Genomic DNA, 19,862 nt, shown 5'->3' with positions numbered 1-19,862 from the left:
ACTATGGGAGAAGGATGGTCGTTCCGGTGGTCTTGCGTCCCTCGAGATCGCTATGCGCCCGCGCGGCATCCTTCAAGGCATAGCGCTGGTTTATCTTGATCTGGACCGCCCCGCTCGCAACGACATCGAACAGCGCCTTCGCCGATGCTTCCAGGTCGGCACGCTTCGCATTGTACGCGAACAACGACGGCCGGGTCGCGAACAGCGAACCCTTCTGAGCCAACAGGTTGATGCTGAATGGCGGGATCGGCCCCGACGACTGCCCGAATGACACGAAAGTCCCCAACGGGCGCAGGCAATCGAGCGAGCCGGGGAATGTGTCGTTGCCCACGGAATCGTAGACGACATCGCATTTCCGTCCGCCTGTAAGCTTTACCACCTCGGCCACGAAGTCCTGCTTGCGATAGTCGATGACATGGTCGAAGCCGTGCGCCTTGGCCAATTCGATCTTGTCGGGCGACCCGGCCGTGCCGATTACCGTGGCTCCCAGGTGCTTTGCCCATTGGCCAAGGATGAGGCCGACGCCTCCGGCGGCAGCATGGTAAAGGATGGTGTCGTCCGCTTTCACCTTGAACGTGCGCAGCAGGAGATACTCAGCGGTCATGCCTTTCAGCATCATGGCCGCCGCTTGTTCGTCGCTGATGCCACCCGGAACTTTGACAACCTGATCGGCTTCGATAAGGCGTTCCTCGGCATAGGCGCCCAGTTTCACCGCATAGGCGACCCGGTCACCCGGCTGGAGCCAGTCTACTCCTTCACCCACTTCGACGACGACGCCCGCCGCCTCGCCACCAGGTATCAGCGGCAGGCCATCGGGTGCCGGGTAAAGCCCGGTTCGGTAGTAGACGTCGATGAAATTGAGACCGATGGCGGTGTGCCTGACCCTGATCTGCCCCTTGGTCGGACGACCCGGCTCGAAATCTTCATAGACGAGAGCTCCCGGCCCGCCGTGGGCATGGACGCGAATTGCTTTGGGCATGATCAGGCTTTCTTGGCACCGAGGTTAGGAAAGAATTGCATGATGCCGCCGATGCAGAACAGGTAGAGACCGGTTACGGTGATGCCTATCTTCGTGAATTGGCTGACATTTTCGGCGAGCACGCCGATCTGGCTGTAGAACACGGCAAGGGCGGATTCCGCGAGCGCAATAGCCCCAAAGCCGCACCAGAGCAGCGTGACGGTCAGGTTGATCGGACGCAGCCGCTTGACCCGCACCGGGTGCAGGAAATTGATCGGCACGAAGGTAAGCAGGCCGGCGACGACGACGACCGCGAACGACACCCACTCACCCGGCCCGACAACGAACAGCGTGAACACGACCATGTTCCAGACCACGGGGAAACCCTTGAAGAAGTTCTCCTTCGTCTTCATGCCGGTATCGGCGTAGTAGATTGCGCTGGAAACCACGATGATCGCGGCCGACAGGAAGGAAAGTCCCTCGCCCATCAGACCGAACTGATAGAGCGCGAATGCGGGGATCAGCACGTAGGTGACATAGTCGATAATGTTGTCGAGCAGTTCGCCCGACCAGGTCGGCAGGATTTCCTTGACCTCGAGCTTTCGAGCGATCGGCCCGTCGATACCATCGACGAACAAGGCAAGACCCAGCCACCAGAACATCGCCGTCCAACGTTCCTCGCTGGCAGCTACAAGCGAAACGAATGCGAGGAACGAACCTGATGCTGTAAGCAGGTGAACCGAGAAGGCGCGCGCCTGCGGCCATGTCACCTTCTTCTTGGGTCTCGGGATACGATCCCGGATCTTCTTGCCAGTTACATTCTTGCTCACAGCCCGCCAGTCCAGTTTGCAATGGCGTCAAACGATTGTCTTGATCAGCCAACCAACATCTCCGGTCAACTTGAACCTAATAGCAGGCAAGCTGGCCGCACAAGAAAATATCGTTCGCCCACCAATCGCATTGAATGTATCGGCTGAAACGTCGCGTTGAAGGCTGGCCCCCTTGGGCTATACTTGACACATACGGAGCCACTGTCATGTCAAACCAGAAACTGGACCCGCGCGTCATCGTGGCCGGAACCGGCCCTGCCGGACTGATCGCCGCCCTTGCCTTTGCCGATGCCGGTTTTGGCGTGTCGTTGGTAGGACCTGAGGTAAATGCCCAGGATGGCCGCACAACCGCGCTAATGAACCCTGCGCTTGCTATGCTGGATCGGTTGGGCGTCCTGAAGCCACTGGCACACAAGGCCGCACCTCTCAAGATCATGCGCATAGTCGATGCGACAAGCCGGTTGATTCGCAGCCCCGTCGTTACGTTCCGCGCCAGCGAGATCGACGAGCATCGTTTTGGCTTGAACATGCCGAATGCCGTCCTCAACCAGACGCTCGCGGAAACTGTGGCATCCCAGCCGGCAATAGCATGGCACAAATCTCTTGTTTCCGCCTGGCGGCTAGAGGCAGACCGTGCCGTAGCAATGCTAACCAATGGCAACGAAATCAGCGGACCGCTGGCCGTTGCAGCTGACGGACGGCTGTCACAGGCCCGCGAGGCCGCAGGCATTGCAGTTTCCACGCGCTCCTATCCGCAGGCTGCCCTTGTGCTGAATTTTGCGCACACCAGCGACCATGCCTTCACCTCAACCGAGTTCCACACCGAAACCGGGCCGTTCACGCAAGTGCCGCTACCGGGCAAGCGCTCCAGCCTTGTCTGGGTGGTAGAGCCGGAAATTGCGCAGGAACTAGCTGCACTCGATGACAACACGCTGTCGGTGCGCATCGAGGAAAAGATGCAGTCGATGCTTGGCCGCGTGACAGTCGACAGCGGGCGGCAGATCTACCCGCTTTCCGCAGCTACACCCTGGCGTTTCGCCAACAACCGCGTGGCGCTGGTGGGTGAAGCCGCCCACGTCTTCCCCCCCATTGGTGCGCAAGGTCTCAACCTCGGCATCAGGGACGTTGCTGATCTCATTGATGTTGCAAGTAAAAACCGGCAAGATCCCGGTGAGCCCAACGCTCTCGCTGCGTACGACTTCAAGCGGCGCCCCGATATTCTTGCCCGCAGCAGCGCAGTCAATCTGCTCAACATGACCCTTCTGTCCAACATGCTGCCTGCCCAGATGGCCCGCAGCGCAGGGTTGGATGTGCTTCGCACGTTTGCCCCGCTACGTGCATTCTTCATGCGCGAAGGCCTGCGACCGGGCAGCGGTTTTTCAGCCTTGGCGAACACCTTACGGAAATAGGTCGGGCGGCAATATTCCGTGGGTGATGGCGTAAAGCAGGCCCGTCACGGTCAATACCGACAGACAAGTGGTAATGAGCACGCTCGCAGAAGCACGCTCGACCCAGACGCCATATTGCTGGGCAATGACGAACACGTTCGTCGCCGTCGGCAGCGCTGCGAGAAGCACCGCCGAAAACAGCCACGTTTCCGAGAAATTGCCGACGCCGCTCAGGACGACATAGCACAACAGCGGATGCACAATGAGTTTAAGGACGGCGATTGGCGCCATCTCATGCGGCACGCGCTTCAACGGTCGTAACGCAAGCGTGACACCCATGGCGAACAGGGCGCAAGGCGCGGCAGCACTCGACAAATAGACAAGCAACCGCTCCACCGGCAACGGAGGCCTGATTTCAAAGAATGCGGCTGCCACGCCGAATGCAGTGGCAATGATGAACGGATGCAGGACGATCTTCCTGACGACTTCCCCCGCAAGTTGCAGTGGCGGGCTTTTGTCATCGCCAGACAGCGCCATCATCATCGGCGCAACGGCGAAATGCATTATGTTTTCGAAACAGAATATGAGCGCAACGGGAACCGCCGCTGTCTCGCCAAAGGCGAGCAGCGCAAGGCCCGGTCCCATATAGCCGATGTTGCCGTAGGCGGCGGCTAGCCCCTTGATAGTCGCTTCTGCGATCGCTCCGCGCGCTACCACCAGAGAGCCGCCAAACATGATCATGAAAATGGCAAAGGTGGACAGGACGGAACCGGCAATGAAGCGCCATTCCGTCAGCTGTTCGAAAGGCGTCTTGGCGAGCAGTTGGAAAAACAGCGCCGGAAGCGCCAGATAAATGATGAAGGTGTTCATCCATCCGAGGGCTTCCAATGGCTGCCGGGTAATCCTGGCAACGAAATAGCCAAGGAAGATCAGGCCAAAGAATGGGATAACAAGGCCAACGACTTCCAACATAGGCATTCCACCGCACGAAATCTTGAACCCGGCTAGCCCGTTGGTCTAAGGCCCGTCAAGCCATACGGGATTGAATTGCCGTGACGTATGCGCCAAATAGAGTCAGTGGTTAGGATGAGTACAATGAAAACGGCCAAGTTCTCGATCGGTCAGGTCGTGCGCCACCGGCTGTTTGGGTTCCGCGGCGTCATTTTCGATGTCGATCCGCAGTTCGCGAACTCGGAGGAATGGTATCAGTCCATCCCGGCGGAAGTCCGCCCGCGCAAGGACCAGCCCTTCTATCATCTGCTGGCACAGAACTCGGAAACAGAATACGTCGCCTATGTTTCCGAGCAAAATCTGCTCGAGGACCGCACCGGCGAACCGGTGCGCCATCCCCAGATCCGGGAAATGTTCCTGAAAAGCCCGGATGGCCGCTACGAGCCGAAGTATCAGGTCCGACACTAAAAGGTCGGACCGGAAGACGGAAACCCTATACTCGACCGGGCCAAAGCCCGGTCTATGACGTCCGTCAGGCTTCTTTCTTTTGCGCCGCAACACGCAGCGACAGTTCCCGCAACTGCTGCGGTGTCGCTTCCGCCGGTGCGTTCATCAGCAAGTCATAGGCCTGCTGGTTCATCGGAAACATGGTGACTTCGCGCAGGTTCTTTGCTCCAACCAGCAGCATGACGACGCGATCGATGCCCGCTGCCATGCCGCCGTGCGGCGGAGCGCCATACTGAAACGCGCGGTAGAGACCACCAAAACGCTCTTCAACCGTGGCGCGGTCGAGGCCGACGATTTCAAACGCCTTGACCATCGTCTCCGGCAGATGGTTGCGAATGCCGCCCGACGCGATCTCAAAGCCGTTGCAGACCATGTCGTACTGGTAGGCCTTGATCGACAGCGGGTCCTGCCCATTCAGCGCATCGATGCCACCTTGCGGCATCGAAAACGGGTTGTGGCCGAAATCCACGCGCTTCTCATCCTCGTTCCATTCGTAGAACGGGAAGTCGATGATCCAGCAAAGCTCGAACCGGTCGCGGTCGACAAGATTCAATTCCTCGCCGGCGCGAGTACGCGCCGCACCGGCAAAGCTGACGAACTTCTTCGGATCGCCGGCAACGAAGAACGCCGCATCACCGTCCGCAAGGCCAAGCTGCTGGCGGATCGCTTCCGTACGTTCCTCGCCGATGTTCTTGGCAAGCGGGCCAGCGCCTTCGAGCTTCTCGCCTTCCTTGCGCCAGAAGATGTAGCCCAGACCCGGCTGGCCCTCGCCCTGCGCCCATGAATTCATGCGGTCACAGAATGCGCGGCTGCCGCCCGTCTTGGCAGGGATCGCCCAGACTTCGGCTTTTGCATCGTTGGCAAGGATGTTGGCGAACACCTTGAAGCCGGATTCGCGGAAGTGGTTCGACACTTCTTCCATGGCGATGGGATTGCGCAGGTCAGGCTTGTCGGAACCGTATTTGCGCATCGCGACATCGTAAGGGATGCGCGGGAATTCCTTCGTTACCGGCTTGCCGTCGGCAAAGGCTTCGAACACGCCGCGCATCACCGGCTCCATAGTGCCAAGCACGTCATCCTGCTCGACAAAACTCATCTCGAGGTCGAGCTGATAGAATTCGCCCGGCAGACGGTCGGCGCGCGGATCTTCGTCGCGGAAGCACGGCGCTATCTGGAAGTAGCGGTCAAAGCCCGACACCATGATGAGCTGTTTGTACTGCTGCGGCGCTTGCGGCAGCGCGTAAAAGGTGCCGGGATGGATACGGCTCGGCACCAGGAAGTCGCGCGCGCCTTCGGGCGAGGATGCCGTCAGGATCGGCGTGGAGAACTCGGTAAAACCGACTTCACCCATGCGTTTGCGCATTTCAGTGATGATGCGCGTGCGGGCGACAATGTTCTTGTGCAGCGTTTCGCGGCGCAGGTCGAGGAAGCGGTACTTCAGCCGGATATCTTCCGGGTAGTCGGGTTCGCCGAACACCGGCAGCGGCAGTTCCTTCGCCGCCGACAGCACTTCGATATCGAGCGCAAAAACCTCGATCTCGCCGGTAGGCAGGTTGGCATTGGTTGCCTCGGCGGAGCGGGCCTTGACCTCGCCGTCGACCCGTATGACCCACTCGCCGCGCACGGTTTCGGCCGACTTGAAGGCCGGAGAATCCGGATCGGCGACGATCTGCGTCAAGCCATAGTGGTCGCGCAGGTCGATGAAGAGAAGACCGCCGTGATCGCGCACACGATGCACCCAGCCAGAGAGACGAACGGTAGAGCCGACATCGGCCTTCCTCAATTGAGCGCAGTTATGGCTGCGGTAACGATGCATTGCCTGAATCCGATCAGAAAGTTCCGGTAAAGCCGAAGCACTTGCCCAGCCTGAAAATTGGCGCGAAAAGCGCATGGGCATGGCCTTTTGTCAAGGCAAGAGCAAGACCAACAAGGCTTGACCTGGCTAAGGCCGACACTATCCATATTGCAGTGCGCCTTGACGAATGAACTACCGGCTGAAATTGAGAGAGACCACCCGGTCGAAAAAAAGCGATTTGATGCACGTCATTACTACCCAAGGCGAACTCGAAGCCGCCATAAAAGCACTCGAGCAGTCGGATTTCGTTACGGTCGATACCGAATTCATCCGCGAAACGACATTCTGGCCAATCCTTTGCCTGATCCAGATGGCGGCACCCGGTGTCACCGCGCTTGTCGATCCATTGGCACCCGGCCTTGATCTCAAGCCATTCTTCGAACTGATGGCCAATGAAAAGGTCGAGAAGGTCTTTCACGCTGCGCGGCAGGACATCGAAATCATCGTTCATCTCGGCAACCTGGTGCCGCATCCCGTTTTCGACACGCAGGTCGCCGCCATGGTCTGCGGCTTCGGCGATAGCGTTTCCTATGACCAGCTGGTGCAAAAGATCACCGGCGCGCGGCTCGACAAATCCTCGCGGTTCACCGACTGGAAGTATCGTCCGCTCTCGGACAAGCAGCTTGAGTATGCCTTGGCTGACGTCACCCACCTGATCGACGTGTACAAGCATCTCAAGGCCGAACTCGATCGCGAGAATCGCGCCCATTGGCTCAATGAGGAAATGCGCGTGTTGACGTCGCGCGAAACCTACGACCCACACCCGGATGATGCATGGAAGCGGCTGAAAATGCGGGTGCGCAAGCCGCAGGAGCTAGCGATCTTGCAAACGGTAGCGGCTTGGCGCGAACGTGAGGCGCGCGAGCGAGACGTTCCGCGCGGACGCATCCTGAAGGATGACGCCATCTACGAGATTGCGCAGCAGGCGCCACGCGATACGGACGCACTTGGCCGTTTGCGCAGCACGCCCAAGGGATGGGAGCGCTCGTCCAGTGCCGCCGCATTGCTCAGTGCGGTCAACACGGCCCTTGCCATACCCAAGGAAATGATGCCGAAACTGCCCAAGCAGTTTCAGCCGCCGGAAGGATCGAGCGCCGCATCGGAACTGTTGAAGGTGCTGCTGCGCCTTATCGCGGAGAAGGAAGGGGTCGCCACCAAGGTTCTGGCTTCCAGCGACGATCTCGACCAGATTGCAGCCCAGGGTGAGGCAGCGGATGTCCCTGCCCTGCATGGGTGGCGTCGTGCCGTTTTCGGAGATCATGCGCTACGCTTGGTGCGCGGCGATATAGCCATCCGCTTCGAAAATCGTCGGATTTCGGTGTTCGCCGTGGATTCCTGATCTACACCAGCCCTGCCAGATGCAGGGAGAACCACGCCCACATCAAGACCACGATCACAAAGCCCGCGGCAAAAGACAGGCTGCGGATGCGCAGGTTATTGCTGGTAACATGCACATAGGCGTGCAGGTAGCGCAGTGCCACGAACACCCAGGCAAGCAGTACGGCAACGAACGACACGCCGTTGGTCACGAAAAAAGCCAGGCAGACGATGTGAAACAGGACCGGTAGTTCGAACTGGTTCATCAGGTTGTTTGCCGCCGTCACGCTGCCTTCCGGCTCCTGCGTTCTGACCTTGAATTGACGTACCTTGGCCCCACCACTCGTTACGGCAATGCGCCTGCGCCACCCCAGCAGGACGTAGATCGCCGAAACCAGGAAAAAATGCGCCACCATGGGCCAGAAGATTGCAATGGGATTCATGCGTCGTAGTCCTGCCCCTGCTTGTCGTGGCGGCGCTGTCGTTGGCCTGCAAGCGCAAATGCCGCGATCACAATGATCGGGATCGCACCCAATGCAAATTTCGCCACGATCAACGCCGATGCCAACGCAAGCGAATCAGGGTTGGCGGAGAGGAAGTCGGATAACAAACGAGCAACAGCGAAATTCTGAGCGTAGTCGGCCAGTGTATATGGAAACACCAGGCCCATCGAAACCAGCGCCTGTCCGTTTGGAGAAAGAGATGCGAATCCGGGCAGCCTCCGCCCGGTCGCCATCATCAGGCTGATCATTGTCAGCGAAAAAAGAGCGGGGAACAACAGGTCGAATGTCAGATAGTGCCAGACGATAATCGTCTCACTGCCGCCACGCCCTAGCGCCGTTAGCCACGCCATGCCTTCGTCGGGCGTAAAACCGAAGGCGCGAATGTCCAACGACAGCAGCCCGCCGCTCAAACGCTGAAAATACAGGAATTCCAGCGCTGTCATGGCTGCAAAAACCGCAGCCGAAGAAAGCAAAAGCGCCCCCGCATGGCGCGGCAATCGCGTCAAAGCGGCAAAGAGCGAATGCAGAATGCCGTGGTGCTCAGATTCCGCCGGGGTAGTTGGGGCTTTCACGGGTAATCGTGACATCATGGGCATGGCTCTCACGAAGACCAGCATTCGATATACGAACGAATGTGGCGCGCTCGCGGAAGTCGGCAAGATTCCGGCCTCCAACATAACCCATAGCGGCTTTCAGGCCGCCTGCAAGCTGATGCAGCACACCCGACACCGGGCCTTTGTATGGAACCTGGCCTTCAATGCCTTCCGGAACCAGCTTCAGCGTATCGCGGACCTCGGCCTGGAAATAACGATCTGCCGAACCGCGCGCCATCGCGCCGACCGATCCCATGCCTCGGTAAGCCTTGAACGACCGGCCCTGGTGCAGATAGACCTCGCCGGGGCTTTCCTCGGTGCCGGCAAGCAAAGAACCGATCATCGCAGCGCTGGCGCCTGCCGCCAGTGCCTTCGCCAGATCGCCAGAGAACTTGATGCCACCGTCGGCGATGACGGACACACCAGACTTCTGCGCCGTCTCGACCGCCGCCATGATTGCCGAAAGCTGCGGAACACCGACGCCGGCCACGATCCGGGTGGTGCAGATCGAGCCCGGACCTATGCCGATCTTTACCGCATCGGCGCCAGCGTCGATGAGCGCTTGCGTACCCTCCGCCGTCGCCACGTTGCCTGCCATGATGCGGACCGAGTTGGACAGCTTCTTTGCCCGCGTCACCGCATCCAGCACGCGCTGCGAGTGCCCATGCGCGGTATCGATTACCAGCAGATCGACGCCGGCCTCGATCAGGCGCTCAGCGCGTTCGAAGCCGTCATCACCGACGCTGGTCGCCGCCGCGACGCGCAACCGGCCCTGCGCATCCTTGCTGGCATGCGGGTTGAGCTGGGACTTTTCCATGTCCTTGACGGTGATCAGACCGACGCAATTGCCCTTCTTGTCGACCACCACCAGTTTTTCGATGCGATTCTGGTGCAAAAGCCGCTTGGCTTCCTGCTGGTCGACGTTTTCCTTCACCGTAATCAGGTTCTCGCGCGTCATCAGTTCGTAGACGCGCTGCGTCGGGTCAGATGCAAAACGTACGTCGCGGTTGGTGAGGATGCCGACAAGGCGGCCCACGGTATGCCCGCCAACACCACCGTTTTCGACAACGGGAATGCCCGAAATGCCGTGCAGGTTCATCAACGCAAGCGCATTTGCCAGTGTTGCATCCGGGCCGATTGTGACCGGGTTCACAACCATGCCGGACTCGAACTTCTTCACCTGCCGCACCTGTTCGGCCTGCTCGACAGGATTCAGGTTGCGGTGAATGACGCCGATGCCGCCCGCCTGCGCCATGGCAATCGCCAGCCTGGCTTCCGTCACAGTATCCATTGCAGCCGAAATAATCGGCAAATTCAAATCGATATCGCCGGCAATTCGTGTGCTGATGTCGGTCTCGCCCGGCATCACTTCCGAGTGACCCGGCTGCAACAGCACGTCGTCGAAGGTAAGCGCCAATGCGCCGGTGGACGTTTCGATGATTTTTGCCATGGCCAGTTCCCGGAATGCATGAAAGGCGCGGGTACCCGAATGGACCGCGCCGACTCGTCATCTTCCCTTTCAGGATTGGCGCTGGCTCGTAACACGTCTCATGGTCGATGAAAAGCACACCACGATCAGTTATTGTTGTCGCAACCTTGCCTCTTTGTAACGCGACATCGCCACTTTGGCGTGATAACCGGCGGATAAGTCGACAGCCCCCGGTCGGCGCCCGATTCCAGGCATCCGGATTCTGATCGTGAATCGCATCATTCCGCTTGTTCTTGCGGTCGCCCTGTTCATGGAAAACATGGATTCGACCGTCATCGCAACGTCGCTGCCCGCGATTGCCGCAGACATCAATACCAGCCCTATTGCACTCAAATTGGCGCTGACGGCCTATCTTGTGGCGCTGGCGATATTCATTCCTGTCAGCGGCTGGATGGCAGACCGTTTCGGCGCAAAGACCGTATTCCGCGCGGCAATCGTCGTCTTCATGACCGGTTCCGTCGCCTGCGCGATGTCCAACTCGCTCGGCTCCTTCGTAATCTCACGCCTTCTTCAAGGCATGGGCGGTGCCATGATGACGCCTGTCGGTCGCCTGGTTCTGGTACGCTCGACACCCAAGAACGAACTTGTCGCCGCCATGTCCTGGCTGACGATACCGGCCTTGGTTGGGCCTCTGGTCGGCCCGCCGGTCGGAGGCTTCATCACCACCTATTTTTCATGGCACTGGATTTTCCTCATCAACATACCGATCGGATTCATCGGCATCTGGCTGGCGACTCGCTACCTGCCCGAGACTGAAAGGCTGGTCACGCCTCGCCTCGATCTGATCGGCTTCGTACTGGTCGGCATCGGAGCATCGGGGGTTGTATTCGGCCTCTCGGTCGTCAGCATGCCTGCGCTTCCGCCCATCGTAGGCGTGGTTACGCTGATCACGGGTGTGGTTGCAGGACTGCTCTATCTGCTCCATGCGCGCCGCAGGCCAAACCCTCTGCTTGCGCTCGATCTTCTAAAAAATCAGACTTTCCGAACCTCGGTATTCGGCGGAGGCCTGTTCCGTATCGGCATTGGAGCGGTTCCTTTCCTCTTGCCGCTCATGCTGCAAATCGGGTTTGGCCTCACTCCGTTTCAGTCCGGCCTCATCACCTTTGTCTCGGCCATCGGCGCGATCGGCATGAAACTCGTCACGACGCGCGTGTTCCGAATGGCCGGGTTTCGGCGCGTCCTTGTATTCGGCTCGCTGATTTCGGCCGCATCGGTAGCGGTCAACGGGCTGTTTACACCACAAACCCCTTATCTCGTCATTTTGACCATACTGCTGGTCGGCGGCTTTCTACGCTCGATGTTTTTCACCGGCGTCAATGCCCTCACCTACGCCGACATCTCGGCGGAAGACACCAGCAAAGCGACGCCCATTGCTGCCGTCGGCCAGCAATTGTCCATAGCGCTCGGCGTGGCTGTCGCGGGCGGTATCCTGGAAGTGGCCACGACCGTTCATGGTGGGCCATTGACGCTGGCCGACTTCCACACGGCGTTCTTTATCGTAGCGGCGATTTCCGCCTTGGCGTCGCTGTCTTTCCTGCGGCTTTCGCCCGATGCCGGCAGCGCTGTCTCCGGCCATGGTGCCCGACCTGCCAAGGTGCTTGAAAGCGAGGCTTCTTCCTGACTACGAAGCGCCTTTGTCGTCGCCTGCCTCAGCCCTGCCTTTGAAGTCCTTGGCCAGCAAGTAGAGTTCAACCGATTCATCACGCGAAGCCGGCGGCTTGACGTGATGAACGGACCGGAAGTTCCGCTTCAGCGCATCAAGCAGCCCGCCTTCCGTCCCGCCCTGGAACGTCTTGGCCAGGAAATGTCCGCCCGGCCGCAACACCGACATGGCAAAATCGGCCGCAACTTCGCACAGGTGCATGGTCCGGATATGGTCCGTGCGGCGGTGACCGGTGGTCGGAGCCGCCATGTCCGACAGCACTATGTCCGGCTCGCCGCCCAGCGCCTCCGCCAGTTTGGCAGGCGCTTCGGGGTCGAGGAAATCCATCAGCAGGACCTCGGCACCTGGCACTGCGTCCATTTCAAGATAATCGATACCGACGACATGCGGCGCGTCTGCCGTCGATTTCGTCCGCACCGCCGCCACCTGGCACCAACCACCGGGTGCCGCGCCAAGATCGATGACACGCATGCCTGGTTTTAGCAGATGATGCTTGTCATCGATTTCGATTAGCTTGTAGGCGGCCCGGGAACGATAACCATCCGCCTTGGAGCGCTGGACATAGGGATCGTTCATGTGGCGCTCCAGCCAACGGCGCGACGACTCCTTCAACCCGCTCTTTTTCTTTATCTTGGTGCGCAATACGCGCATGCCACCGGAACCCGGCTTGTCCGGTTTCTTGGTCATGGCTGCGCCACCCTCTTCCGTCGATCTTGCCAGGCGCCATTGTCAGCCATCAATTCGCTCAGTATGCCTTCCCGCAGGCCCCGATCCGCGACCCTAAGCCGATTCGCCGGCCAAACCGCCCGAATTGCCTCGAGAATGGCGCAGCCCGCCAGCACAAGATCGGCACGGTCGGCACCGATGCAGGGATTGGCAACCCTTTGCTGAAAATCCCAGCCAAGCAGCTTTTCCACCATGAGATCAACGCTGCAACTGTCCATCCATAGGCCGTCGACCCGGCGACGATCATAACGCTCCAGGTCGAGGTGAACGCCGGCTAGCGTGGTCACGGTGCCGGACGTGCCAAGCAGGTGGAACTTGGGCGTCGCCAATACGTGGTTCAGCCGATGGCGGCCCTCAAAAGCATTGAGGCGTGTCGCGACATCGTCGATCATCGCCGCGAAAACTTCGCGGGTCACTGTCTTGCCTCCGAACCGTTCGGCCAGCGAGACGACGCCTACCGGAAGCGAGGTCCATGAGACGATATGGTTGGCCAGTCGCGCGGAACGGCGCCTGGTCAGGTCGATCAACGCGATTTCCGACGAACCTCCACCGATGTCGAACAGCACCACGCCCTGTGTGTCCCGCTCGACCAGCGAACCGCAGCCGGAAACGGCGAGCCGCGCTTCGGTGCGCCGGTCGATGATTTCGAGCTTCAGGCCCGCCTCGCGCTCGACACGCTCTAGGAATTCGGCGCCATTCTCCGCGCTGCGGCAAGCCTCGGTCGCGATGAGTCGAGAGCGCGCAATCTTGCGGCTGCGTAGCTTGTCCCCGCAAATCTTCAATGCTTCCACCGCGCGATCCATGGCGGGACCGGACAAACGGCCAGTTGAAGAAAGGCCTTCACCCAGCCGGACAATGCGGGAAAATGCATCGATGACGCGGAATTGGCCGTTTCGCGACGGGATCGCAACAAGCAGCCGGCAATTGTTGGTGCCAAGATCGAGCGCTGCAAAAACCGGCAGATCATTCGCGTGATGGCGACGGACGCCGCTGGTGGACGTCGGGTTGGCGTCCCCTTGATCGACAACTCCGGGCTGACCGCTCGCATTCTGGTTTTTGGGTGGAGTGGCCGGCTCGGTCGGCGCCGTCGCAGTTTGGGCTAGGGCCTCGCCGTCGCGCGCAAAGACCTTGCGCCCGCGTTTTCGCTTGCGCCTTTTCCTCGTCTTGCCCTTGGCATTTTCATTGTTGGTCGCTTGCCCAGCCTGCCCGTTTCCGGCCAAGGCCGCCGACGCACCGTCGCTACGGTGGTCAACTGAAAAGGCCGCATTGCCCGCCGGCTTCGCTGCCTCCCCGGACACGCCAACCTCCAGCGCCCTGGCGCCGGTGTTGCGGTCTGTCACGGATCGTTCCTTCCAACGCCGCGCGAACCGGAACTTCCGGACGCAGCACGCGCCAATGTTTCAAGTTGCCGCCAGACTAGCAGCGTGCCGCCCAATCACCAAGAGCAAAGCGTGGAAAGATCACGACCGGTCAACTTGATGGGGAACAAGCCAACTATTGATGATTTCAATAGGTTCCGCCCTCGGTCGCAGCCATTTGAATGCCTGCAAGGTTGAATAGTCGGCTTCGATAAGGCATTGCTGAAATGCACGATTCGGAAGGCGGCCCAGCATAAGCCGCCCCACACCGCACCTCGGGGGAGGCGTTCGTCGCGCATGACAGGCAGCGCATGACTTGGAAACGATATTTCTGGCCCGCCGTCGGCCTGGCCGCAGTTGCGTTTTCAATTTGGCTGCTGCTTGACGAATTGCGGGGCATCTCGCTTGACGATGTCTGGGACAGCCTGGTGTCCATACCTATCCATGGTTGGATTCTGTCGGCACTCTGCTCCATTGTCGCTTATGCAGCATTGGCGGGCTACGATCACATCGCACTTCTTCACATCGGCAAACGTGTATCTTGGCTGTTTGTGACACTGTGCTCGTTCACCACCTATGCCTTGTCCCACAACATTGGCGGCTCAGTCTTTTCCGGCGCAGTGATCCGTTACCGCGCCTACGGCACCAAGGGCCTCACCGGGCATGAAGTCGGCATACTGGTTGCAGTCTGCTGGTTCACCTTCGTGCTGTCGTCGGTGCTCGTCGGCGCGATAGTGCTTATTCTTGTGCCCGGCCTGTTCGACCGCTTTTCCAGCATCGGGTTCCACAGCTTTTCCGGAGCTACGGGCCTGGTCATGCTGTTGCCGGTCATTGCATACATCTTCGGCAGCTGGCTGCATCTGCGCCCCCTCAAGATCGGGTCGTTCCAGGTACACTACCCGCGCCTGCCCATCGTTGCGCGCCAGTTAATCATCGGCCCGCTCGAACTGCTTGCTGCAGCGGCCATCATCTACTTTGCCCTGCCCGAAGCCGGAAACCCGGGCTATCTCGTGGTGCTGGGCGTTTTCATGGTTTCGTTCTCAGCCGCCCTGATTTCCCATGCTCCCGGCGGACTTGGCGTGCTTGAAGTCGTATTCCTGGCCGGACTGTCCGAAATGGAGCCCGTCCACGTTCTGGCCGCCCTATTGGTATTCCGCCTTTTCTACCTGGTCGTTCCCTTGATCATTGGCCTCGTGGTCGTACTCCTGTTCGAACGCTCGCAATTCGACCACAGTCGCGGTTGAAGCCAGTCTTGGGCTTGACTATTTCATGGCGGCGATTAAAACGCGGCCACTTACCGGAGCGTGGTTTCACGCCGCGCTGGCGGAGATGCTGGAAAACCAGCCTTCCGCAAGCTGCCAAAACATCGCTTCAGATGCTTTTTGGGGAATAGGTTAACGGTAGACCCACGGACTCTGACTCCGTTAGTCCTGGTTCGAATCCAGGTTCCCCAGCCAAGCAATTTCAAGCACTTAGCTCCCAAACCCCCGAAATTCCTTGTCGCAAGCTGCGGAATTTGTCGCAACGTAACGTATTGATTTGTAATGCGTCGCAATGAACGGCGGCTACGGAACGCGACAAGGATGCGACAAGAAAAACCCGTCAAACCTTGATACGGCGTTGGCGGGCTTATCACCCGGCGCAGCTATTCCGAGTCGCCCTCTCCCTCGGCTCCGCGTTGTTCGAGCACGCCGAAATCACCCGATTTAATTCCTAGCCCTGTCTCAAGCATCCCTTCCGCCGCCAAGCCGCGACGCAAGAGTTCGCGTATTGCCGCCGCCCTGCTCGGCATGCGCTGCTCGAACCGCCAGTTCTCCAACGCCTCCAGTTCCTCACCCGACAGCATGACCTGCAAACGCTCTTGGCGCTCCAGTTTTGCCATCGTCGCCTCCCTCGATATAGAATGAGTAAGTGCCGCCATTTACCCTAAATTATCACTATGAGTTGGCGACGGCAACGATACTTAATTTGCAAGACACGATATAGCCTCGTACCACTAACTACTAGATGCCGTCTCATTCTGCTAACTTATTGAAGTCATTAAACTATATTGACTTTTGCGTCGAATGCTTACATAGTGGCGTATGGATATTTTCATCGATGGCGCCAAGCGTGCCGAGTTGCAGCATGAAGTTGAGAAGCTGATCTCAAAAGCAATGACGTCGCACCGTATAGTGAATGTCCCAGTCATCGCGGAACAGGTTTGGCAGAGGTGCCCAGGCTTAAATGTAGCCTTGGAGGACATTGAGGCCATGGTTCTCACCATCGCGGAACGCCACATCTTCCCCATGGAGTTTGACGGTCGCACCATCTGACTTCTTTGGGCACCGTTGGCGCAATCTGAAATACCCCGCGCTCATTACAGCAAGCGCGGGGCGCCGTGGTGGGCCTAAGCTTGAGCATACATCCTCTTGATCGCTGCTCGGCGCTGTGCGGCTGTCTCACGCTGTCGAACAATATGGTAAAGCGCCCAAGCTGACCGAAAGTAGGTGAGATTAGGCCCAGACAATATCGGAGATACCAGAGCCTCGTTCTCCAGGGACAAATAGAATAGGTCATCCCCACGGGGCATCAGTTTCACAAAGGCTTGGAGGTCATGCGCCTTTTTCCCACCAATAGTGGGCATCGGATCATCTCCGCCCAATGCTCGGTGAGCGAGATAACAAAACGCTGCCTTATAGTCGTCCTGATGAATATCCATCACGTTGCTCCTCTTCGCCGGCACGCAGCCGGACGTTTCAATATGCCTGCCACACGGCAAGCGTTCACGTTCACCCGCAAGGGTGCATAGCTTTGATGAAATGGCCGCTGAGAGGGTTGCGAGCGGCGAAAGTCCCACTGAAGGGATTGGGCTGGCCATTTAATGGCTGCACCGTTCTTATGCCTCCTCGCCTTTCAACTTGTCAACTATGGAGCCCCTGGCCGGGATCGAACCGGCATGTATCCAGTTACGGTTTCGGAGGTAGAAGCTCCGGCCGGTACAGGGGCAATTCGTTACGCTCGGCGAGAAAGCTTGCAAATCAGCACGGCCAACACCTCATCCAGACGCTGACGCAAGGCCAGTCGCTCGCCTGTCGCAGTTTTCATCAGCCGGCGGTTCTCACGGCGGCGGGCGAGGAGTTGGGTGAGGTTCATGCTGCCTCCCGCATCTTGCACAGACCGCGCACCGCGGCGTGCAACATTGGCACCAGACAACTAATGTCCGTGCCTTTGTCGTCTTCCTCGATGACATAGCGCAGGTACGAAATCACGCCGTCGATGCTGGTCGGGTCGGTGCGCTCCAGAAGCGCGTTGGCCGCGCTCCATCGTGCCCAGGCAGCCTGTTCGGTCGGTTCATCCTCGACTGCACCGGCGCGGTCGATAACGGCGACTTCCCTGCGCAGCGCGGCGATCACTACTGTCGCTGGATCGATGACGGGCACCTGTGTGTGCACGTTCATGCCATCCTCCCGCGGATGTTAGCTTCAGTGAGCGCCTCGCTGACAGAGTCTGCAAGTTTCAAGGCCATCCTCGCGACCTGCGACTGCCGGAATGTTGCGTCGTTGTTCTCAAGGTTTTGGTGCAGCACGGTCAGCAGTCCGACCAAGTCGTCGGCCTTGTTGCAGACCGAGATGAAGGCTTGTCCGCTGGGGTCGATGCCCGTCGCTTGCGCCTCGGACGCCACGTCGGCCACAGGTCTGTCGCCCTCCAGGCCCGATGGTTCGATGTTGTCGAGACCGAGCCGGCGGTGCAGTTCGGTGGGAATGCTGTGCTGGTTCATGCTGGTTGCTCCTTTAGTGCTTTAAGTGATCCAATGGATCATAAGAAAGCACCAACGGAGCCAAGATGCAAGTGATAAGTGATCCAAAGGATCATTTTGCTTGACTCTTGAGGCAGAAGAAAGCACTAAACGTGCATGTTAACGCCCCAACAAATTAGAGCCGCGCGTGGCCTGCTTAACTGGTCGCAACGCGAATTGGCAGAAGCGTCAGGAGTGGCGCTCCAGAGTATAAAGAACATCGAGACCGGGAAGACGGATCCACGCCTATCAACCGCAACCGCTCTCCGTCACACGCTGGAATCAAAGGGTGTTATCTTCATCGACCAAAACGGCGGTGGGCCAGGAGTGCGGCTGCGGGGTCGATGAGAAAAGCGGCGTGCGGCCTAAAAACTCATCTTTCTTTCCTGTCGGTGATCGATTATGCATTAGCCGTTGCTAAAGCTTACGCAGCGGAAGTAACAGGCTCGGTCGCTACCGCCCCCCCAAAAAAAATGGCGACCGAGCCAACCCCACGAAAGTCTAATAGAGTTGCGTTATTCCCCAATTGCTGCGTTCGCAGATCACATCCATTGACACCCCTCCCGCCCAGGCGCTGCTTGATCTGGGTTAATGTGAATGGAAGCGCCTAACGTGAGCACCATAAAGGTTCAGTATGAGTGCCCCTTATGCGGCTCCGCTGGCGTAGACTTACCAGAGAACTTCACGGACGATTCCATCGCCTCATGTTCCAACTCGAATTGCGACGCCACATTCGGCCGGTGGGGAGATATAAAGGATCGCATCCGACGAGCGGTAGCCCAAGCGGTGACCGAGAAGCTTCGAAGCATACCAAGCGGCATTAATACGATCCATTAATGCGCCTAAACGGTCTAGCCATTCGGAGTAATTTTCGCGGCTCAGGTTTAACCTTATAATATTCGGCGCCGCTAAATTTACCTTGGCGACAGGCTCGGCCTGCTCTTCCCTCCAAGCTTTGGGCGGGCCGAGCCACCGCCATTGAATCCCCACCGCCGAAAACTATATGCTTCTAGGGCCTCCCAAGGTCTGACGGCTGGCGCGTTTAGTTTCATCAACTATTGCACGCGCGCCAGCCGTGCTATTATTGTTATTCATCTTTCCAGACGATTTTCCGCACATACTCAATCCGATCGATTTTGCGGATTTTTATCTGCTGCCGCTTGGCTGCGGGCGGGTCGCCAATGTCCATATCCAGGGTGTTGCGCTGACCGCACTTGGTGCAGCGCCAGTCCCGCATGTAGATCATGTCGTCGCATTCGACATTGCCAAAAACCACGATGAGATCGGCAATCGGATAATATCGCTCAATCTTGCAATAACGGCAGCGCAGCCGCGCGAATTGGGAGTTCTTCGCGGCTTCGGCGAGCGTATAGCTGCCTTTTCGTTTTGGCCAATACGGTTCCGGCATGAGAACATAACCAGAACAATCTGTTTGGGAAGTCAAGCTGGCACAAGCCCAAAGTCTAATTTCCCCGACTCCCATCAGGGCGCACCGTGCGGTGGGCTTGGGAGGCAACATGGAATTCATAGTACTTGTCGTCGGGCTGCTCCAGATATTGGGCGGCATCCTTGTTACAATCACTGCCAAATCCGCGATCCACGAAATTCTTGGAATGCTATCGTTTGGCCTAGGCGTCCTTAGCGTGGCGCTTGTTATTGTTATCAATCGATTGACCGAAATACGGAATAGGCTGCCTACACGGCCTGCTGGCTAGAGTTTCACCGCCTCAAATCCCGCCACCCTCGCGGCCGATCGTGCAGCGCGTTCAGCGTTTCGGCCAGAGATTCCTGCAACTCAGACAGTGCGTCGTAGTGCGGCCGGAACGGCGTTAGCTGCACCTGTGCTGCAGCTGGACGCCTCGAAAAACCTCGCCATTGACGGCTCGGGATGATTCACTGCCCCGGTGATTTGCCGGGAGGGGATGGATGCGGGGACAGGCCGGGTT

At 58.7% G+C, this 19,862-nt stretch carries 22 protein-coding genes and 2 tRNA genes; 8 read left to right on the top strand and 16 right to left on the bottom strand.

The genetic code is table 11. The features are described from left to right. Position 1: 1 nt before the first annotated feature. On the bottom strand, positions 2 to 979 hold the full coding sequence (locus ASD50_RS05695; RefSeq protein ID WP_056237223.1) for a quinone oxidoreductase family protein: 978 nt from the start codon (positions 977 to 979) through the stop codon (positions 2 to 4). A gap of 2 nt (positions 980 to 981) precedes the next feature. Further along, on the bottom strand, positions 982 to 1,749 hold the full coding sequence (gene pcsA, locus ASD50_RS05690; RefSeq protein ID WP_413813876.1) for a phosphatidylcholine synthase: 768 nt from the start codon (positions 1,747 to 1,749) through the stop codon (positions 982 to 984). A gap of 245 nt (positions 1,750 to 1,994) precedes the next feature. Here pcsA and ASD50_RS05685 point away from each other — a divergent pair, with 245 nt between their 5' ends. Then, a complete protein-coding gene (locus ASD50_RS05685) occupies positions 1,995 to 3,197 on the top strand; it encodes a UbiH/UbiF family hydroxylase (protein WP_056237220.1) in 1,203 nt (400 codons plus the stop codon). Here ASD50_RS05685 and ASD50_RS05680 read toward each other — a convergent pair. Continuing rightward, positions 3,186 to 4,148 carry an AEC family transporter gene (locus tag ASD50_RS05680; protein WP_056237217.1) on the bottom strand — a complete coding sequence of 321 codons (963 nt, stop codon included), beginning with the start codon at positions 4,146 to 4,148 and terminating at the stop codon, positions 3,186 to 3,188. The two genes, ASD50_RS05685 and ASD50_RS05680, sit on opposite strands and share 12 nt — an antisense overlap. Before the next feature lie 123 nt (positions 4,149 to 4,271). Between ASD50_RS05680 and hspQ the strand changes: the two genes are divergently transcribed. Further along, complete coding sequence (gene hspQ / locus ASD50_RS05675; RefSeq protein WP_056237215.1) at positions 4,272 to 4,595, top strand: heat shock protein HspQ; 324 nt, start codon at positions 4,272 to 4,274, stop codon at positions 4,593 to 4,595. A 64-nt stretch (positions 4,596 to 4,659) separates the two neighbouring features. Here the strand turns inward: hspQ and aspS are convergent, their stop codons facing one another. Then, positions 4,660 to 6,450 carry an aspartate--tRNA ligase gene (aspS, locus tag ASD50_RS05670; RefSeq protein ID WP_056237213.1) on the bottom strand — a complete coding sequence of 597 codons (1,791 nt, stop codon included), beginning with the start codon at positions 6,448 to 6,450 and terminating at the stop codon, positions 4,660 to 4,662. 220 nt (positions 6,451 to 6,670) lie between these two features. On the opposite strand from aspS, the gene rnd reads away from it, so the two are divergent. After that, complete coding sequence (rnd, locus tag ASD50_RS05665) at positions 6,671 to 7,828, top strand: ribonuclease D (protein ID WP_056237211.1); 1,158 nt, start codon at positions 6,671 to 6,673, stop codon at positions 7,826 to 7,828. Position 7,829: 1 nt separating this feature from the next. On the opposite strand, the gene ASD50_RS05660 is transcribed toward rnd, so the two are convergent. The 3 genes from ASD50_RS05660 to guaB are packed head-to-tail and all read right to left on the bottom strand — an operon-like array spanning position 7,830 to position 10,352. Then, entirely contained in the window at positions 7,830 to 8,249 is a 420-nt protein-coding gene (locus tag ASD50_RS05660) for an MAPEG family protein (RefSeq protein WP_056237209.1), read from the bottom strand. Further along, on the bottom strand, positions 8,246 to 8,899 hold the full coding sequence (locus ASD50_RS05655) for a hypothetical protein (RefSeq protein WP_156464952.1): 654 nt from the start codon (positions 8,897 to 8,899) through the stop codon (positions 8,246 to 8,248). The genes ASD50_RS05660 and ASD50_RS05655 overlap by 4 nt, the downstream gene beginning before the upstream one ends. Beyond that, positions 8,850 to 10,352, bottom strand: a complete 1,503-nt coding sequence (gene guaB, locus ASD50_RS05650; RefSeq protein ID WP_056237206.1) for an IMP dehydrogenase — start codon at positions 10,350 to 10,352, stop codon at positions 8,850 to 8,852. Before guaB ends, ASD50_RS05655 begins: the two co-directional genes overlap by 50 nt. A gap of 247 nt (positions 10,353 to 10,599) precedes the next feature. Between guaB and ASD50_RS05645 the strand changes: the two genes are divergently transcribed. After that, complete coding sequence (locus tag ASD50_RS05645) at positions 10,600 to 12,012, top strand: DHA2 family efflux MFS transporter permease subunit (RefSeq protein ID WP_056237205.1); 1,413 nt, start codon at positions 10,600 to 10,602, stop codon at positions 12,010 to 12,012. Here ASD50_RS05645 and ASD50_RS05640 read toward each other — a convergent pair whose 3' ends face one another. Both ASD50_RS05640 and ASD50_RS05635 read right to left on the bottom strand, forming a co-directional pair. Continuing rightward, complete coding sequence (locus ASD50_RS05640) at positions 12,013 to 12,741, bottom strand: RlmE family RNA methyltransferase (RefSeq protein ID WP_056237203.1); 729 nt, start codon at positions 12,739 to 12,741, stop codon at positions 12,013 to 12,015. After that, positions 12,738 to 14,000 (bottom strand): Ppx/GppA phosphatase family protein, encoded by a 1,263-nt coding sequence (locus ASD50_RS05635; protein ID WP_413813875.1) that lies wholly within the window; start codon positions 13,998 to 14,000, stop codon positions 12,738 to 12,740. Before ASD50_RS05635 ends, ASD50_RS05640 begins: the two co-directional genes overlap by 4 nt. 449 nt (positions 14,001 to 14,449) lie before the next feature. Here ASD50_RS05635 and ASD50_RS05630 point away from each other — a divergent pair, with 449 nt between their 5' ends. Then, positions 14,450 to 15,382 (top strand): lysylphosphatidylglycerol synthase domain-containing protein, encoded by a 933-nt coding sequence (locus ASD50_RS05630; RefSeq protein ID WP_056237198.1) that lies wholly within the window; start codon positions 14,450 to 14,452, stop codon positions 15,380 to 15,382. 139 nt (positions 15,383 to 15,521) lie between these two features. Then, positions 15,522 to 15,595: transfer RNA gene (locus tag ASD50_RS05625), tRNA-Gln, on the top strand. Between the two features lie 188 nt (positions 15,596 to 15,783). Here ASD50_RS05625 and ASD50_RS05620 read toward each other — a convergent pair. After that, positions 15,784 to 16,020, bottom strand: a complete 237-nt coding sequence (locus tag ASD50_RS05620; protein ID WP_056237339.1) for a hypothetical protein — start codon at positions 16,018 to 16,020, stop codon at positions 15,784 to 15,786. 202 nt (positions 16,021 to 16,222) lie between these two features. Here ASD50_RS05620 and ASD50_RS05615 point away from each other — a divergent pair, with 202 nt between their 5' ends. Next, positions 16,223 to 16,453 carry a hypothetical protein gene (locus tag ASD50_RS05615; RefSeq protein ID WP_056237196.1) on the top strand — a complete coding sequence of 77 codons (231 nt, stop codon included), beginning with the start codon at positions 16,223 to 16,225 and terminating at the stop codon, positions 16,451 to 16,453. A gap of 74 nt (positions 16,454 to 16,527) precedes the next feature. Here ASD50_RS05615 and ASD50_RS23370 read toward each other — a convergent pair whose 3' ends face one another. From ASD50_RS23370 to ASD50_RS05600, 5 genes are all read right to left on the bottom strand, one after another. After that, positions 16,528 to 16,839, bottom strand: coding sequence for a hypothetical protein (locus ASD50_RS23370; RefSeq protein WP_162251990.1), 312 nt, complete (start codon positions 16,837 to 16,839; stop codon positions 16,528 to 16,530). Between the two features lie 209 nt (positions 16,840 to 17,048). Beyond that, positions 17,049 to 17,126: transfer RNA gene (locus ASD50_RS22945), tRNA-OTHER, on the bottom strand. Positions 17,127 to 17,132: 6 nt separating this feature from the next. After that, entirely contained in the window at positions 17,133 to 17,273 is a 141-nt protein-coding gene (locus tag ASD50_RS22940; RefSeq protein WP_156464951.1) for a hypothetical protein, read from the bottom strand. After that, complete coding sequence (locus ASD50_RS05605) at positions 17,270 to 17,578, bottom strand: hypothetical protein (RefSeq protein ID WP_056237193.1); 309 nt, start codon at positions 17,576 to 17,578, stop codon at positions 17,270 to 17,272. The genes ASD50_RS22940 and ASD50_RS05605 overlap by 4 nt, the downstream gene beginning before the upstream one ends. Next, positions 17,575 to 17,898, bottom strand: coding sequence for a hypothetical protein (locus ASD50_RS05600; RefSeq protein ID WP_056237190.1), 324 nt, complete (start codon positions 17,896 to 17,898; stop codon positions 17,575 to 17,577). The genes ASD50_RS05605 and ASD50_RS05600 overlap by 4 nt, the downstream gene beginning before the upstream one ends. 135 nt (positions 17,899 to 18,033) lie before the next feature. Between ASD50_RS05600 and ASD50_RS22295 the strand changes: the two genes are divergently transcribed. Further along, positions 18,034 to 18,264, top strand: coding sequence for a helix-turn-helix transcriptional regulator (locus ASD50_RS22295; protein WP_082549502.1), 231 nt, complete (start codon positions 18,034 to 18,036; stop codon positions 18,262 to 18,264). Between the two features lie 739 nt (positions 18,265 to 19,003). Here ASD50_RS22295 and ASD50_RS05595 read toward each other — a convergent pair. Further along, positions 19,004 to 19,324, bottom strand: coding sequence for a hypothetical protein (locus tag ASD50_RS05595; RefSeq protein WP_056237187.1), 321 nt, complete (start codon positions 19,322 to 19,324; stop codon positions 19,004 to 19,006). Positions 19,325 to 19,862 lie beyond the last annotated feature (538 nt).

The organism is Mesorhizobium sp. Root552, assembly GCF_001427285.1.
Lineage (GTDB): Bacteria > Pseudomonadota > Alphaproteobacteria > Rhizobiales > Rhizobiaceae > Mesorhizobium.
The sequence above is the reverse complement of the archived record's forward strand: the minus strand, read 5'-3'. Positions and strand labels throughout refer to the sequence as shown.

What these genes read in the sequence shown, in the direction of transcription:
- ASD50_RS05605 (WP_056237193.1), bottom strand. Translation starts at nt 17,578, where the DNA reads ATGAACGTGCACACACAGGTGCCCGTCATCGATCCAGCGACAGTAGTG.
- hspQ (WP_056237215.1), top strand. Translation starts at nt 4,272, where the DNA reads ATGAAAACGGCCAAGTTCTCGATCGGTCAGGTCGTGCGCCACCGGCTG.
- ASD50_RS05685 (WP_056237220.1), top strand. Translation starts at nt 1,995, where the DNA reads ATGTCAAACCAGAAACTGGACCCGCGCGTCATCGTGGCCGGAACCGGC.
- ASD50_RS22295 (WP_082549502.1), top strand. Translation starts at nt 18,034, where the DNA reads ATGTTAACGCCCCAACAAATTAGAGCCGCGCGTGGCCTGCTTAACTGG.
- ASD50_RS22940 (WP_156464951.1), bottom strand. Translation starts at nt 17,273, where the DNA reads ATGAACCTCACCCAACTCCTCGCCCGCCGCCGTGAGAACCGCCGGCTG.
- ASD50_RS05630 (WP_056237198.1), top strand. Translation starts at nt 14,450, where the DNA reads ATGACTTGGAAACGATATTTCTGGCCCGCCGTCGGCCTGGCCGCAGTT.
- ASD50_RS05660 (WP_056237209.1), bottom strand. Translation starts at nt 8,249, where the DNA reads ATGAATCCCATTGCAATCTTCTGGCCCATGGTGGCGCATTTTTTCCTG.
- ASD50_RS05595 (WP_056237187.1), bottom strand. Translation starts at nt 19,324, where the DNA reads ATGCCGGAACCGTATTGGCCAAAACGAAAAGGCAGCTATACGCTCGCC.
- ASD50_RS05615 (WP_056237196.1), top strand. Translation starts at nt 16,223, where the DNA reads ATGGATATTTTCATCGATGGCGCCAAGCGTGCCGAGTTGCAGCATGAA.
- ASD50_RS05655 (WP_156464952.1), bottom strand. Translation starts at nt 8,899, where the DNA reads ATGATGTCACGATTACCCGTGAAAGCCCCAACTACCCCGGCGGAATCT.
- rnd (WP_056237211.1), top strand. Translation starts at nt 6,671, where the DNA reads ATGCACGTCATTACTACCCAAGGCGAACTCGAAGCCGCCATAAAAGCA.
- ASD50_RS05600 (WP_056237190.1), bottom strand. Translation starts at nt 17,898, where the DNA reads ATGAACCAGCACAGCATTCCCACCGAACTGCACCGCCGGCTCGGTCTC.
- ASD50_RS05680 (WP_056237217.1), bottom strand. Translation starts at nt 4,148, where the DNA reads ATGTTGGAAGTCGTTGGCCTTGTTATCCCATTCTTTGGCCTGATCTTC.
- guaB (WP_056237206.1), bottom strand. Translation starts at nt 10,352, where the DNA reads ATGGCAAAAATCATCGAAACGTCCACCGGCGCATTGGCGCTTACCTTC.
- ASD50_RS05695 (WP_056237223.1), bottom strand. Translation starts at nt 979, where the DNA reads ATGCCCAAAGCAATTCGCGTCCATGCCCACGGCGGGCCGGGAGCTCTC.
- aspS (WP_056237213.1), bottom strand. Translation starts at nt 6,450, where the DNA reads ATGCATCGTTACCGCAGCCATAACTGCGCTCAATTGAGGAAGGCCGAT.
- ASD50_RS05620 (WP_056237339.1), bottom strand. Translation starts at nt 16,020, where the DNA reads ATGGCAAAACTGGAGCGCCAAGAGCGTTTGCAGGTCATGCTGTCGGGT.
- ASD50_RS23370 (WP_162251990.1), bottom strand. Translation starts at nt 16,839, where the DNA reads ATGGATATTCATCAGGACGACTATAAGGCAGCGTTTTGTTATCTCGCT.
- ASD50_RS05640 (WP_056237203.1), bottom strand. Translation starts at nt 12,741, where the DNA reads ATGACCAAGAAACCGGACAAGCCGGGTTCCGGTGGCATGCGCGTATTG.